The sequence below is a fragment of the Pararhizobium sp. P1_E7 genome (genome assembly GCF_056405855.1).
On record NZ_JBFUBH010000067.1, the window covers coordinates 1 to 14,662 of the forward strand.

At 59.2% G+C, this 14,662-nt stretch carries 14 protein-coding genes; 8 read left to right on the plus strand and 6 right to left on the minus strand.

Annotated features, from left to right (window positions below):
- Window positions 1-786: 786 nt before the first annotated feature.
- The 7 genes from AC1D17_RS24830 (at window position 787) to AC1D17_RS24860 (ending at window position 7,627) form a co-directional block, all read left to right on the plus strand.
- A complete protein-coding gene (locus AC1D17_RS24830; protein ID WP_477567954.1) occupies window positions 787-1,458 on the plus strand; it encodes a YoaK family protein in 672 nt (223 codons plus the stop codon).
- A gap of 183 nt (window positions 1,459-1,641) precedes the next feature.
- On the plus strand, window positions 1,642-1,812 hold the full coding sequence (locus AC1D17_RS24835) for a hypothetical protein (RefSeq protein ID WP_477567955.1): 171 nt from the start codon (window positions 1,642-1,644) through the stop codon (window positions 1,810-1,812).
- 125 nt (window positions 1,813-1,937) lie between these two features.
- Complete coding sequence (locus AC1D17_RS24840) at window positions 1,938-2,642, plus strand: CerR family C-terminal domain-containing protein (protein ID WP_477567956.1); 705 nt, start codon at window positions 1,938-1,940, stop codon at window positions 2,640-2,642.
- Complete coding sequence (gene hlyD, locus AC1D17_RS24845) at window positions 2,639-3,646, plus strand: secretion protein HlyD (RefSeq protein WP_477567957.1); 1,008 nt, start codon at window positions 2,639-2,641, stop codon at window positions 3,644-3,646. The genes AC1D17_RS24840 and hlyD overlap by 4 nt, the downstream gene beginning before the upstream one ends.
- Window positions 3,643-5,385, plus strand: a complete 1,743-nt coding sequence (locus tag AC1D17_RS24850) for an ATP-binding cassette domain-containing protein (protein ID WP_477567958.1) — start codon at window positions 3,643-3,645, stop codon at window positions 5,383-5,385. Before hlyD ends, AC1D17_RS24850 begins: the two co-directional genes overlap by 4 nt.
- Window positions 5,382-6,515: an ABC transporter permease gene (locus AC1D17_RS24855; RefSeq protein ID WP_477567959.1), complete on the plus strand. Its 1,134-nt coding sequence runs from the start codon at window positions 5,382-5,384 to the stop codon at window positions 6,513-6,515. The genes AC1D17_RS24850 and AC1D17_RS24855 overlap by 4 nt, the downstream gene beginning before the upstream one ends.
- Complete coding sequence (locus AC1D17_RS24860) at window positions 6,515-7,627, plus strand: ABC transporter permease (RefSeq protein ID WP_477567960.1); 1,113 nt, start codon at window positions 6,515-6,517, stop codon at window positions 7,625-7,627. Before AC1D17_RS24855 ends, AC1D17_RS24860 begins: the two co-directional genes overlap by 1 nt.
- Window positions 7,628-7,729: 102 nt before the next feature.
- Here the strand turns inward: AC1D17_RS24860 and AC1D17_RS24865 are convergent, their stop codons facing one another.
- Window positions 7,730-7,921: a hypothetical protein gene (locus AC1D17_RS24865; RefSeq protein WP_477567961.1), complete on the minus strand. Its 192-nt coding sequence runs from the start codon at window positions 7,919-7,921 to the stop codon at window positions 7,730-7,732.
- Between the two features lie 176 nt (window positions 7,922-8,097).
- On the opposite strand from AC1D17_RS24865, the gene AC1D17_RS24870 reads away from it, so the two are divergent.
- A complete protein-coding gene (locus tag AC1D17_RS24870; protein WP_477567962.1) occupies window positions 8,098-8,403 on the plus strand; it encodes a hypothetical protein in 306 nt (101 codons plus the stop codon).
- Between the two features lie 49 nt (window positions 8,404-8,452).
- Here the strand turns inward: AC1D17_RS24870 and AC1D17_RS24875 are convergent, their stop codons facing one another.
- The 5 genes from AC1D17_RS24875 to AC1D17_RS24895 all read right to left on the minus strand — a co-directional run bounded on the left by AC1D17_RS24875 (window position 8,453) and on the right by AC1D17_RS24895 (window position 14,614).
- Window positions 8,453-9,556: an ABC transporter ATP-binding protein gene (locus AC1D17_RS24875; RefSeq protein WP_477567963.1), complete on the minus strand. Its 1,104-nt coding sequence runs from the start codon at window positions 9,554-9,556 to the stop codon at window positions 8,453-8,455.
- Window position 9,557: 1 nt separating this feature from the next.
- Entirely contained in the window at window positions 9,558-11,486 is a 1,929-nt protein-coding gene (locus AC1D17_RS24880; RefSeq protein ID WP_477567964.1) for a glycoside hydrolase family 127 protein, read from the minus strand.
- A gap of 21 nt (window positions 11,487-11,507) precedes the next feature.
- On the minus strand, window positions 11,508-12,386 hold the full coding sequence (locus tag AC1D17_RS24885; protein ID WP_477567965.1) for a carbohydrate ABC transporter permease: 879 nt from the start codon (window positions 12,384-12,386) through the stop codon (window positions 11,508-11,510).
- Window positions 12,383-13,300, minus strand: a complete 918-nt coding sequence (locus tag AC1D17_RS24890) for a carbohydrate ABC transporter permease (RefSeq protein ID WP_477567966.1) — start codon at window positions 13,298-13,300, stop codon at window positions 12,383-12,385. The genes AC1D17_RS24885 and AC1D17_RS24890 overlap by 4 nt, the downstream gene beginning before the upstream one ends.
- A gap of 75 nt (window positions 13,301-13,375) precedes the next feature.
- Window positions 13,376-14,614, minus strand: coding sequence for an ABC transporter substrate-binding protein (locus tag AC1D17_RS24895; protein WP_477567967.1), 1,239 nt, complete (start codon window positions 14,612-14,614; stop codon window positions 13,376-13,378).
- Window positions 14,615-14,662 lie beyond the last annotated feature (48 nt).

Genomic DNA, 14,662 nt, shown 5'->3' on the forward strand with positions numbered 1-14,662 from the left:
GGAAATTGCATCCCGTATATAGTTGATGCTGGCCAGTACAACGCCGATAACAATCACCAAGACACCGGAGAATTCCAATAGCGATGCCAAGGGCTCCAGGACAGGAGCAAGCAAGCCCATCAAAGTGCCACGTTCCATTAAATCGTTCATATCGTCCTCGTTCGATGATTGTCACGTGTCTTAAAAAAGCATTGGCGATTTCGCTGGGTTTAGTGGCACATAGACTCCCGATTTGCCGTAACAAAAATGGCGGTACGAAATACTTTCGGCGCTGAGCGTTTCCCGGCCAGACCTGGACCCTGCTTTCGCCGCTAGCATAGTCAGAAGGCTGACAACTCTTGTATAAATCAACTGCGTGCAGCTCGGGGAGCTGTTTTCGGATGAGGCGTTGAAAATTCGGAGTGGTCTGCGCCATAAGTGTTCGATCTCGCCGAATTCGTCCTGCGGCGCGTCCCCTCACTCTGTTGGTGCCGGTGCGGTCTTCGCGACTGTCCAGTCATTTCGTCCAAATTGCCGCACTATGCTCCAAGATGCCGTTCTCGGCATGCGTTAGATATGGGGTGATTTCAACCTCGTCCTCCGACAGACAGCCTCAAACGCATAGTCCAAAATCATCCATGGGTGAGGAGTACGGTGGTAAGGATATTTCGAAGGGCGGCGCCTGTCCGAGCGGAATCTGATCGTCACGAAGGATGAAATCATCCTCATTGATATCGGTGCCGGGGAGAGGACGCGGGCGCGAACGAACGTAGAGTTTACTGCTGAGAAAAAAGGTGCGGGAAGATTATGCTGAATGCAGTTCGCAAAAAAGGTAACTCGCTGGTGCTTGCGTTCGTCTCCGGGTTCGCAGACGCGCTGTTTTTTATCCAGCTGGGCGGACTGTTCGTCGGACTTGTCACCGGGAATGTCGTACTCCTGGGTCTGGGAATGGCCGGTCACGAAAAAGGGGGCTTGCATGGCCTCCAGATCATGACTTTCCCGCTCTTTATGTTGGGCGCAGGCCTTGCGGCCGTTCTGGTGGCTTGGATCAAACCCGTAGAACGGGCCACGTTCTGGGCGTTGGTCATCTCTTCTTCTGCATTTGCGGCCTCCGCTCTTCTGGCGGCGATTGGCGTGGGTTCAGATTCAGCATGTGCTCTGCTTGCGGCCTTCGCGATGGGAATATTGACGGCGATAGACCGTCTCGACAGCAAACTCGGCCCACCGTTCTCGTTGATGACGGGTAATATTGCCGGTGTCGCGGTGGTGGCTGCACGCCGCCTTATTGGTTATGCAGAAAAGCCCGAAGAGTGGGGACAGTCTCTTACGTCGATCATCCTCATAGGCGGCTTTGTGGCAGGCTGCGCTGCGGGCGCTTTTGCTCAAGTAACAGTGGGCATCGTAGGGATGCTCCTGCCCGCTTCGCTGACGATACTGATAGCGGTTTTCTACTCGCCAGACGCAAATCCGCCGGCATAATGCCGTCAAGCTGGCAAGAGATGCTCTCATCGTCTGCCATTGCCGGTGTCAATTGCCTCCTCAGGAGGAGGCGTCATGCCATGCAAAGGCCGGAAATCGCTTGAGACAGACGAAAAAGCAAACCGATGCGGGGGCAATCGTTTGCTTCGCCTACCGTAATGAACGACAGCAGGCGCAAGCTCTATGTTCCGCCTTGTCCTAGGCGGTCCCAGTCGCGACTCGCAACCAGAAACCAATGCCTATCCCGATCTGCACGATAGCCTGCTGGTCCTTCAAGAACTTGGTGTCTGCCAGCAGCTTGCCGATGGCGGCGTGAGCATCGCCATCGTCTATTGCCAATCGCCGGCGCGCTAAATGGTGCCAAGATCCTTGGCTGTCTCCGTTGCTTCAGACTCAGCATCCCTAGGTCCAGACAGAAAGCAGCCTCGCTATAAAAATCATTCGATTGATTTATTTTTCAACTGGCTTATACTTCCGTCATGGTAGAAATCAAAAACACCCCATTGGTATCCAACGCGGGCCCTGACACTTCCCGAAAGGAGAAGTTGCTCACAGCAGCGCTTGACGTGTTTGGCCGGCTTGGCTTCGATGGCGCTTCGACCCGGCAGCTTGCCGATGCGGCGGGCGTGAACCTGCAGGCTATTCCCTACTACTTTTCCGGCAAGGAAGGCCTCTATATTGCCACAGCCGAATATCTGACCGAAATGATCGGCGAACATGTCGGGGACATCCGCCGAAAGACCGAAGCCCGCATCGCCGAGCTTGAGAGATCCGGCAAAGCCATGGACCCGGCCGAAGCCCGGGCCTTCCTAACTGATGTTGCCCAGACGATGACCACACTCTTCGTCAGCAAGAAATCCGAATCTTGGGCACGCTTCATTATCCGCGAACAGATGGAACCGACAGAAGCCTTCGGCCGGGTCTACGACGGCATCATGCGACCGATGATCGAGATGGCCCGCCGACTGGTCGCCACAATCCTCGATGAGGACCCAGCATCCGAACACGTGCGGTTGCGAACGTTGTCCTTTGTTGGCAGCATCCTCGTCTTTCGCGTGGCTCATGCTGCTGTCCTTGCCCAGATGGAGTGGAAAAACGTCGGCGCGGACGAGGTTGCGACCTTGCGCAAGCTTGCCGCCGAACTCGTGAGCGTCCTGGCGCCCGCCAAAGGAGCCTCGGCATGAAAAAGATCGTTGTTCTCATCCTGCTGCTTGTTGCAGCGGGCGGAGCCGCCTGGAAGTTTGGGCTGCCGGACAGACTCGGCTGGCAGACAGCGGCGAAGAAGGCCTTCGTGCTATACGGCAATGTCGACATCCGCCAGGTCTCCCTCGGCTTTCGCGTCAACGGCCGCCTGTCCGATGTGTCCGCCGATGAAGGCGATATCATCAAGAGCGGCGCCGTCCTCGCCAGGCTCGATGCCCGCCCATATGAATATGCCGTCCGCTCGGCCGATGCCAATGTCGCAGCCCTGCGTGCCACGCTCGATAAACTGAAAGCCGGTCCCCGCCCGACGGAGATTGCCCAGACGCGCGCGTCCTACAATGCGAGCCTGGCGGATCTCCAGAATGCAGGGCTTGAGCTCGAACGTGCCCAACAGCTTCGGCCAGGCGGCACGATTTCGCAGGCCGCCTACGATCAGACTGTCGCCGTCAAGGCAATGGCCGCTGCCCGCGCTGAAGCCGCCCGCGAAGCGCTGAAACTGATCGAGGAAGGTAGCCGCGTCGAAGATATCGCCGCTGCCGAAGCCCAGTTGCGGGCCGCACAAGCGACGCTTGAATCCGCCCGAACCTCGCTGGAAGACACTGAGCTTCGCGCGCCCAACGAGGGCATCATCCTGTCGCGGGTGCGCGAGACTGGGGCCATTGTCGCGCCGGCCGATATTGTCTTTGTCCTGTCCCTGACCGAGCCGGTCTGGGTGCGCGCTTATGTCTCCGAGCCCGATCTCGGCCGTATCCATCCCGGCATGAAGGTCAAGGTCAGTTCCGATACAAGACCGAACGCCTATGACGGTACGATCGGCTTCATCTCACCGGTCGCGGAATTTACCCCCAAGACCGTGGAAACGCCGGAGCTTCGCACCGACCTCGTCTACCGGCTGCGCATCGTCATCGACAAGCCGGGCGCCGACCTGCGCCAGGGCATGCCGGTCACCGTGCGCTTTCCCGAAACCGGGGTAACGCGACATTGACCCATACCTCCGACAAGGCCGAACTGGTTCGCCTGTCGTGCGTGACCAAACGCTTCGGCGGCGGCGGACCCGCGCTCGATGCTGTTTCCGGGACTATTCTTGGGGGCGAGATCACCGGGATCGTCGGTTCGGATGGGGCCGGCAAGACGACCCTGATCCGGCTCATGACCGGCCTGATGCTGCCGGATAGCGGCACCGTCGAGGTGATCGGTTTCGATACAACAAAAAACCCCGCGGCGGTCCAGGCTTCAATCGGCTACATGCCGCAACGGTTCGGCCTCTACGAGGACTTGTCGGTCCAGGAAAACCTCAATCTGTACGCCGATCTGCGTGGCTTGCCAAAGAATGAGCGCGCGGCAACTTTCGACGAACTTTTGACTTTCACCGACCTCAAGCGTTTCACGGATCGATTGGCCGGGAAACTGTCCGGCGGAATGAAGCAGAAACTCGGCCTTGCCTGTGCACTCCTCAAAAAGCCGCGCCTGCTGCTGCTCGACGAGCCCGGCGTCGGCGTTGATCCGATTTCTCGCCGCGAACTTTGGAAGATGGTCGAGAACCTGACTAGGGAAGGCATCGGCGTCGTCTGGTCGACCGCCTATCTGGACGAAGCGGAAGCCTGCGACGCGGTGCTTCTGCTCAACCAGGGCAAACTTCTCTTTTCCGGCAAGCCCGCGGAGATGACCGCGCGCGTCGAAGGCCGGGTTTTCAAGGTCTCGGAAATTGCCGGCCGCAAGCGACAGGTCCTTGCCAAGCTTCTGGATGAGCAGGACATCATCGATGGCGTCATCCAGGGCGAGGCCATCCGGGTTGTGACCGGGAATGACGCAATGCCACACGTCTTGTCGGCTGGATATGGAGCAGCGGCTTCGCCTGCACCACCACGTTTCGAGGATGCCTTCGTCGATATGCTTGGCGGCGGCCCAGGCGGCCGTTCGAAACTGGCCGAGGCCCAGCAAACCCTCGCCGCCAAAGATGACCGACCGGTGATCGAGGCCAAGGGGCTGACCAAGAGATTCGGCGACTTCACTGCTGCCGACGACATCACTTTCGACATCCGCCGTGGCRAAATCTTCGGACTGCTCGGCCCCAACGGCGCGGGCAAATCCACGACATTCAAAATGCTCTGTGGCCTGCTGAAACCGACGTCTGGCGAAGGCCGCGTTGCCGGTTTCGATCTGCGCCGCGATACGGCCTCCGCTCGCAACCAGCTCGGTTATATGGCGCAGAAATTCTCGCTCTACGGTGATCTTAGCATCGGCCAGAATCTCGATTTCTTTGCCGGTGTCTATGGTCTTTCCGGCCAGCGCAAACGCGAACGCATTGCGCTTATGAGTGAGATCTTCAATTTCGGCCGCCATGCAGGCCAATCGTCGAAGGACCTGCCGCTCGGGCTGAAACAGCGCCTGGCACTTGCCTGCGCCGTCATGCACGAGCCGCAGGCATTGTTTCTCGATGAGCCCACCTCCGGCGTCGATCCGATCACGCGGCGCGAATTCTGGACGCATATCAATGCACTGGTCGAGAAAGGTGTGACGGTTCTCGTGACCACTCATTTCATGGAGGAGGCCGAATATTGCGACCGGATCTCGCTGATCTATCGCGGACGCTCGATCGCGCTCGGCTCACCGGATGAGCTGAAAGCAAGTGTCGTCACCAAGGATCAGCCGGATCCGACCATGGAAGATGCCTTCATCGCGTTGGTCGAGCGATCGGAAGCCGGCACGAAGGAAGCGGCATGAGCGCCTCCCCGACATCCGGCCGGATCCGCCGCTTCGTGGCGCTTGTACGCAAGGAGAGCTATCAGGCCCTGCGCGACCCGAGTACGACGCTGATCGCCTTCGTGCTGCCGCTCATCCTGTTATTCCTGTTCGGCTACGGTGTCTCGCTCGATGTCACGCGCACGCGCGTCGGGCTGGTCGTGGAAGAGACGACGCCGCTGACGCAGGCGCTGGCTGCAAGTTTCCAGGCGTCGCGCTATTTTTCGGTCACCACGAGCCAGGATCGCCGGGTTTTTGAAGAGGACCTCGTCAACGGCCGCATTCGCGGCATTTTGATCATCCCGGCCAGTTTCACCATGGACTATGCTGCCGCAAGACGGCCGCAGATTCAGGTCATCGTCGATGGCTCGGAGCCCAACACGGCGAATTTCGTGCAGAACTACGCGCGGGGCACGGTGGCGAACTGGGAGCGTCAGCGGCAAACGCTGCTGGCTGAAGAACCATCCGTGATCACCGTCGAGCAGCGTTTCTGGTTCAATCCGGAACTCACCAGCCGCTACTTCCTCGTGCCCGGCTCAATTGCCATCGTCATGACGCTGGTCGGCACGCTGCTGACATCGCTGGTCGTTGCCCGCGAATGGGAGCGCGGCACAATGGAAGCGATGATGGCCACGCCGGTGACAGCCATCGAACTGCTTATCGGCAAGATCTTTCCCTATTTTGTGCTTGGTTTGGCGGCGATGACGCTGTGCGTGCTGTTCGCCGTCTTCCTGTTCGGCGTGCCGTTTCGCGGCTCGATCCTGGCGCTCTATGCGCTCTCGGCCACCTTCCTCATCCCGGCGCTCGGGCAGGGGCTGCTCATCTCGGCTGCAACGAAGAACCAGTTTCTTGCTTCGCAGCTGGCGCTGATCTCCGCCTTTCTTCCGGCCTTTCTGCTTTCCGGCTTCCTGTTCGAGATCAATTCGATGCCGACCGTTATCCAGTGGATTACCTACCTGGTGCCCGCCCGCTACCTGATCCCCAGTCTGCAGACTGTCTTCCTTGCTGGGGACATCTGGCCGATGTTTCTGCATTCGATGGCCGTCATGCTCTTGATCGGCGCTGTTTTCTTCGTGCTTGCCGCCCGCAGCACGCGCAAGAGGATCGGCTGATGTGGTGGACGCGGCTTCGGGCTCTAATCGTCAAGGAACTGCTGGCAGTGTTGCGCGATCCGAAAGGACGCGCCATCCTGATAGGTCCGCCGATCCTGCAGCTGCTCATCTTCTCCTATGCGGCGACACTGGAGGTTCGCAATGTTGATGTTATGATCCTCAATCGCGATAGCGGCCATTGGGGACAGGAATTGGTCGAGCGGATCGAGGGATCGCCGACCTTCCGCCGGATCGAAATCGCCGCCAATCCGGAACAGGTTCGTCAGGCGATCGACAGTCAGGCCATCATTGCCGCGGTCCAGATCAGTCCGGATTTTTCGCGCCATATCGAGGCAGGAACGGCGGTTGATCTGCAACTCATCCTCGACGGCCGCCGCTCGAATGCCGCGCAGATCGTTTCCGGTTACCTGACCCAGATCGCCGGCGGCCTTGCCGCCGAAACGCCGGCAGGCAAACGCACCGCCGCGCGCACGGTATCGACAATCCCGCGCAACTGGTTCAATCCGAATCTCATTTATCAATGGTTCATGGTGCCGAACCTGATTGCCAGCATTGCGCTTCTGATCGGGTTGATCGTCACGGCTCTGTCGATTGCGCGCGAGCGCGAACTCGGCACCTTCGACCAGTTGATGGTCTCGCCGCTCCGCGTCCATGAAATCCTGATCGGCAAACTCGTGCCGCCGATGATGATCGGCCTCTTCCACATCACCGCCTATATCCTGGCGGCAATCTTCATCTTCGGCCTGCCGCTACGGGGATCGCTGTTCCTGCTCTATGGCAGCTCGATCTTCTTTCTCGCCTCAGTCGTCGGCATCGGGCTGTTCATCTCGGCCCTGTCAATGACGCAGCAGCAGGCCATCCTTGGGGCCTTCCTGTTTATGGTGCCGGCGATGCTGCTTTCTGGTTTTGCGACACCGATCGAAAACATGCCGGAATGGCTACAGCCGGCGACACTGGCCAATCCGCTACGCTATTTCCTGATCATCGTGAAAGGCGTTTTTCTGAAGGACATCAGCCCCACCGAGGTCGTAAACCAGACTATCCCCCTTTGCCTGATCGCCATGGTCACGCTGAGCGCTGCCGGCTGGCTGTTCCGGCGGCGGCTGGAGTGATGCTCTTATGCAGCATCCCCCAACCGGTGGCAGCCTTTCCGCCCCTTTGTTCTTTCGAAAAGTCCAGGACAACCGCCAACCAAGCACYTCGGTCTTTCCACCCTACCTAAAGCGAGGTGGCCTTGCCGGCGCATTGTGTTTTATCTCATGTAGCGGAGCGTGCTTGCCCAAAAGCTTGAGCAACTTCTTTTCCTCTACAGGGCCGATCCCGAATTTCTTGCACTGCTCTGCAACGCAACGATCATTCGGACCTGGAATTCGTACCTGTCGTGTCTTTAAAGAATGTTGTGCCATGACAATTTCCTCCTTCTAGGAAAACGAGCGACCCTCCTAGTGGTTCCACTCCAGGAGTGGATTCCAGCGTCATTGCTCACCATCATGAACGTCCGGCCATGCTGGTCTATTGCTTTTGGCGAGCACCTGGGCGAGTTTCACAGGCAGAGCATTTTTATGGTTGGCATACGGAATCTATGAGCAAAACAGTATTTGACACTTTAACTGGCATGTACTTCACGGTCGATGACCCCGATGGAAGCTATGGCACGGGCCAAGTTATTCGCCTCGCTGCGGAGGGGGTCTACTTTATCCGCTTTGACGGCAACGAGGTGCCGCTGCCTATGGAACTAGCGTCAATCGGCGAGATGCTGGAGGCCACCGACGACGAGTACAAACGCTGGCGGTTCTTCGACACAGTCGAGGAAAGAGACAAGTGGATTGAGTGGCTGGATGCTCCATCCAAGCCTCGCGTCATTTCGCTCGTGAAGCCGACAAAATGAAAATTTGCCTTCACTGAATTAAGCTTACGGTGCCTGTTGGCCAGATGTTCTAACCCTTCTGGGCGGTACATAGATCAAGCGGCCTCAGCCRCAGTCCGGCAGCGTCGAAGAAACGGAGGTCGCCTGCCTGCCACCGGAAATGAAGGGTGTCGCCTGCTTGGACCGGCCTGGGAGAACGATATTCGGCCGTCACAGCTTGGCCGTCCTCAAGCTGACAATAGAAAAATTGCGTGCCTCCCAGGTACTCATAGAAATCCACCTTGGCGCGCAGCGTCCCTTCGTCTTCTACGACAACATTCATGTGCTCGGGACGGACGCCGAGGGTCAGTTTGTCACCCGGCGCCATTAGCTTGTCGTCTATTCGCGTCGCGATCCGGCTTTTGCCGATCCGGATCGACCCGTCGCCGACCCATTCCGCGTTCAACAGGTTCATCCGCGGCGAGCCGATGAAGCCGGCGACGAATGTGTTGGCAGGGTCCTCGTAGATTTCCCGCGGACTGCCAGTCTGCTCAACCTTGCCGTCGCGAAGGACGACGATCATGTCGGCAAGCGTCATCGCCTCGGTCTGATCGTGGGTGACATAAATCATCGTATTGCCGAGTTCGCGGTGGAGCCTGGCGATCTCGATGCGCATCGACACCCGAAGCTCCGCATCCAGATTGGAGAGCGGCTCGTCGAACAGGAACACGTCCGGTTTGCGCACGATCGCCCGGCCGATCGCTACGCGCTGGCGCTGGCCGCCGGAAAGCTGTCCCGGGCGGCGGTACAGCAGTGGGTCGATCTTCAGGATCGCCGAGGCCGCGGAGACGCGGCGTTCGATCTCAGCCGAATCCGTGTGCGCCATCTTCAGCCCGAAGGCCAGATTGTCGCGCACGCTCATGTGTGGATAGAGCGCGTAGGACTGGAAGACCATCGCGATGCCACGGTCGGAGGGATCGAGGTCGGTGACATCGCGTCCCTTGATCTGAATCTCACCGTCGGTAACCTCCTCCAGACCCGCGATCATCCGCAGCAATGTCGATTTTCCGCAGCCGGACGGGCCGACGAAGACCACGAAGGAGCCCTCCGTGATCGTCAGGTCGATGCCGTGGATCACTTCGAGATTGCCGAAGCTTTTGCGAATGTCGGTCAGCACCACGCTGGTATCGGTCATCTTATTCACCGTTCAGTTCGCCCGCTCTGACCCAGACCAGCATTTCCCCCGGCGCCCGGTTGTCCCAGAAAGGATAGGGTACGAAGCGCGCTGTCGTCTTTTCGGTCTTCGGCGGAGATGTCCGGTAAAGCGCATCACCCCAGTCGGCCTGGTCGCGCGTGACCGACAGATCGATCGCAACGGCGCCGCGCAGTTCGGGGATTTCTATCGTCGTGACATCGGACAGATCACCCGACAGCTGAATGCCGTTGAGGCCCTCGCCATTGTCCGTAGTCTCGACGCAATAGACCATCGGCCCGCGCATCAGCGCAGCGCGCCCGGCGTCCTGCCGGACCAGTGGGTTGGCGAACAGTGCGCGCGGCGCCAACGGAATGTCGAGATCGATATGATCGCCGCTCTTCCAGTCCCGCTCGACGCGGGCATAGCCGTTGATTGTTACCGATGCCAGATCGAGGGACTGCCCATTGACCCTCAGTGTGGAACGAGCTGCCCATTCGGGGATACGCAGCGAAATGGCAAAGCGGGCTGCCGTGTCCGTCTTCACATCGAAATGAATCGCGCCGTCCCACGGATAGCGGGTCTTCTGTTCCAGCTCGATCTTCGCGTCGCCGATTTCGAAACGTGCCGTACTCTCCCCATACAGATGCACCGCGATTTCGTCTTCCGCCACGGCATACATGTAGGAGCCGATGGAGGCGAGAAGGCGGGCGATGTTCGGCGGGCAGCAGGGGCAATGGTGCCACACCCAGCGATGATGATGGCCGGCGCTTTCCAGCGGATTTTCGTAGAAGAAGGTCTTGCCGTCGAGTGACAGACCGGACATGGCGCCGTTATAGAGCGCCTGCTCCATGATGTCGGCATAGCGCCGGTTGGGGCCGCGCCCGAGCATGCGATTGGCCCAGAACACCAGGCCGACGGAAGCGCAGGTCTCGGCATAGGCGCTTTCGTTCGGCAGGTCGTAGTAGTCGGTGAAGCCTTCGTTGGCTGCGGCTGGGCCGATGCCGCCAGTCACGTACATCTGCTTGGTCGTCAGATCGTCCCAAAGGATTTCGAGTGCCGCGGTCAGACTGTCGTCGTTGTACTCGGTGGCGATGTCGGCCATGCCCGCATAGAGATACATGGCTCGTACCGCGTGACCGACGACCTTTTTCTGGTCACGGACCGGTTGATGCGACTGGCTGTACTCATAGGTCTTCTGGATGAAGTTAGCGGGGTCGCGGCCGTCGCGGATCGTTTCCTCGGTGAAATAGTGCGGCTCTGCGCCGCGTTCGTCGACAAAGAATTTGGAAAGATCGAGATACTTTTTCTGGCCCGTCACTCGGGCCAGCCTCACCAGTGCCAGCTCGATTTCCTCATGGCCGCAATAACCGCGCAGTTGGCCCTCGCCGCGACCGAAGGTCTTGATCAGGTAGTCGCAATAGCGGCACATGATATCGAGCAGCTTGTGTTTGCCTGTCGCCTGGAAATAGGCGACCGCCCCCTCGATCAGGTGCCCTGCGCAATAGAGTTCGTGATGGTCGCGCAGGTTGGTCCACCGGCGGTCGGGCTGGACGCGCTGGAACCAGGCGTTCAGATAGCCGTCCTCGTCTTGCATCTTTTCATACATGTCGATGATCTCGTCGACGCGGGCTTCGAGCTTCGGGTTCTTTCGGCGATAGAGCGAGTAGGCAACCGTCTCGATCGACTTGCCGAGGTCCGAATCCCAGAACATCTGCGTCGTGCCGCCCCAGGCCTGGATCGGGATGACGATGCCGGGACTGGGCTTTTTGGTGTCGATGGCACGCACCATGCCGGCCTCGACGCAGCGGTCGAGCAGTATTTCGGCGGTGGTATCGCAGATCGCATCCTGGCGATCGCCGAATAGGCCGTGAATATCGACGCTGGGCACGGGCAGGGGGCGGAACTGGCGGTCTCTTTTCATCGTGTTCATGGCTTCATCCGTTTTTTGAGATCATTTCACCGCGCCGGCCATCAGCCCGCGCATGTAGTAGCGTTGCAAAAGCAGGAAGACGACCAAGCAGGGGATCGTCATGACGGCGACGCCAGCTTGCACTGCGCCCCAGTTGACCGCTCCGAGACGCCCGGCGCGCACCGCCATCATCAGGACGGGCAGCGTGTATTTCTCGTTGCTGGACAACAGGATCAGCGCAGCGAGGAATTCGTTCCAGGCATTGAGGAAGGCGAAGATGGCGACGGTGGCGGCGCCCGGCAGGACCAGTGGCAGAAGCACCCGCACGAGCAGCCGCAAATCCCGTGCGCCGTCGATACGCGCAGCCTCTTCGATCTCCCTTGGCACTGCGTCGAAGGCGTTACGCATCATGAACACCGAGAAGGGCAGTTGCAGTGTCACGTAGACCAGCGTTAGACCGAGCAGCGAATTGTTCAGCCCGAGCTTGGCAAGGATGATGAACAAGGGCGTCAGGATCGACTGGAACGGGATCATCAGCGTCGCGATGATCAAAACGAACAGAACGTTCTTCAGTGGAAAACGGTAGCGCGAGAAGCCGTAGCCAGCCAGCAGGCTGACGGCGACGGTCAGCACCACTGTCGCGACCGAGACCATCAACGAGTTGATCGTGTGCTGCCAGATGCCGGCGCCGAAGGTGTCGAGCGACTGGTAGGAATCAAGGCTGATCCCGTTCGTCGGCCAAGGCGGCAGCGGTGGCAGGCGAGCTTCCGTTCCGTGGCGGAACGACGCCAGGAAAGTGATGACGAAAGGCGCCAGGAAGAACAGGCAGATGGCGATGCCTGTCGCATGATAGGCGCTGTTGACCCGGAAGGTCTTGCGGGCGCGGCGTTGTTTCGAAAGGTTCGGTATTGAAGGGGTCATGGCCGCTCCTCCCCGATGCGCAGCAACCACAACTGAACGATGCTGATCACGACCAGGATGGCGAGGAGAGCGATCGAAAGCGCTGCGCCATAGCCGAGATTGAAGGATACGAAGGACTGGTTGAAGATATAGTAGACCACCGAGATCATCCGGTTCTGCGGTCCGCCCGATGTCATGATGTAGAACTGGTCGAAGGCGAGGATCGAACCGGTGACGGAAATGATCAGCGCCAGCGCGATCGTTTTGCGCATCAGGGGAAGCGTCACGTGCCGGAAACACTGCCAGCGTCCGGCGCCGTCGATGCGGGCAGCCTCCGTTAGGTCCGCGGGTATGGCCTGCAGGCCGGTCAGGAGAATGATCATGGTGAAACCAGCGATCTTCCAGATGACCATGATGATGATGGTAAGAAAGGCGCTGTCGAAGGTCGCAAGCAGATTGGGGCTTTTGTCCAACCACCCAAGCGCCTTCAGAGCCGGGCCGATGAAGCCACTGTCGACATTGGCCAACCATACCCAGAGCAGGGAGGCGGTGGCCAGGCCGATGACGACCGGCAGGAAGATGACGGTGCGGTAGGCGCTAACGAAGCGCCGTTGTTTTTCCACGAAGATCGCCAGGGGGAAGGCGACGGCGAAGATCGCAACCGTCACGATGACGGTATAATAGGCGGTGAATTGCAGCGCCGACATAAAGCGCGCGTCGTGGAACATGCGGACGTAATTCTTGAATCCGATCCAACGCGTGCCACCCATCAGCGGCCAGTTGTGCAGGCTCATCCATCCGGTGAAGATCACCGGCATGACGAAGAACAGAATGACGAGCGCCATTGCCGGTGCGATATAGACGAGGCCGCGCCAACCCGATCTGCGCCTTCTCTTGCGTCGAGGCGACGGGGCCTTCGAACCGGTGCCGGTCATTGAGCATGCTCCGCTTGGATTTGGGGAAATTAGCCGGGAGGCGGCTTTGCCTCCCGGCCGCAGCAGCCGGGGAGATTACTGGCCGCTGTCTATGATCGACTGCATTTCGCTCTGGGCGTTGGAAAACGCGCCATCGACGTCGTCACCGTAGATGGCGGCGTTGGTGAAGGTCGCCCATGGGCCATTGGCGCTGTTGATCAGGTCGTTGAACTGCAACGTATAGGGCGTTTTTGCCACCGAGATGGCCTGGATGCCGACCTGCAATCGGGGATCGAGGCCCGCCAGGACCTTGTCGGCGATGTCGCCGCGTGTCGGCAGGCTGCCGTATTTCGCCATGATCTTCTGGCCGTCCTCGGAATAGATAAATTCGAGGAATTCCTTGACGGCGGCGATCTTTGGCGTGCCCTTGGTGATGACGAAATTGTCGCCGCCGGCAAAGGATGAGGTGCCGCCCGTGGCGCCGGGGATCAGCGTCACGCCGAAATGGATATCCGGATGTTCCGTCACCAGCGATCCGATCGCAAAGGCGCCAAGGCTTTGCTGGCCGATCTTGCCGTTTGTGAAGGAGAGAAAGTTTGCGCCATTGTCGCTTGCGGCACCTGCCGGCACGAGATCTTTCTTGACCATGTTGCGATAGATATCGACGGCCTTGCGCATTTCCGGCGTGTCGAGCGTCGCGGTCGTGCTGTCGGCAGACAGGATATCGGTGCCGGATCCCCAGACCAGTGGGGTAAAGGTGAAGATCATGCAGCCGCCGCAACCGCCGCCGGAGAAGTAAAAGCCATAGGTGTCGTCACCGAGAGCGCGAATCTTCTCGGCGTTGGCGGTGATTTCATCCCAGCTTACAGGCGCTTTTTCCGGATCCAGGCCTGCCCTTTTGTATAGATCCTTGTTCCAGGCGAAAACCGATGTCTCGACGGACAGCGGCAAGCCGTAAATGCGGTGCTGATAGGTGCCGAGCTTGACGTGGGACGGCGACAGAGAGTTGAAATAGGGCAGGGCTTTCGCCCAGTCCGTCAGGTCCTCCAGTTGGCCTGCTGCCGCAAAGGCGGGGTTGTAGATCAGGTCCATGGATAGGGCGTCTGGCGCCTGTCCTCCAGCGATCGCAGTCGCGTATTTCTGAACCAGTTCCGAGAACGGAACTTCGGTCATGGCGACCTGGTTTTGGTGGCTGGAATTGTAGGCTTCCACTGTCTTCTTGAAGGCATTGCCGACACCGGTACGAACCCACATCTCGACCTTTTCGGCGGCTGATACACTGGTTACCAGGCACAGGGTAGCGATGCTGGTCGCTGCCAATAGACGCTTGATCATGACACTCCTCCCAATATGGCGCCTCTCCTTGACGCCCTGTTCATTCCC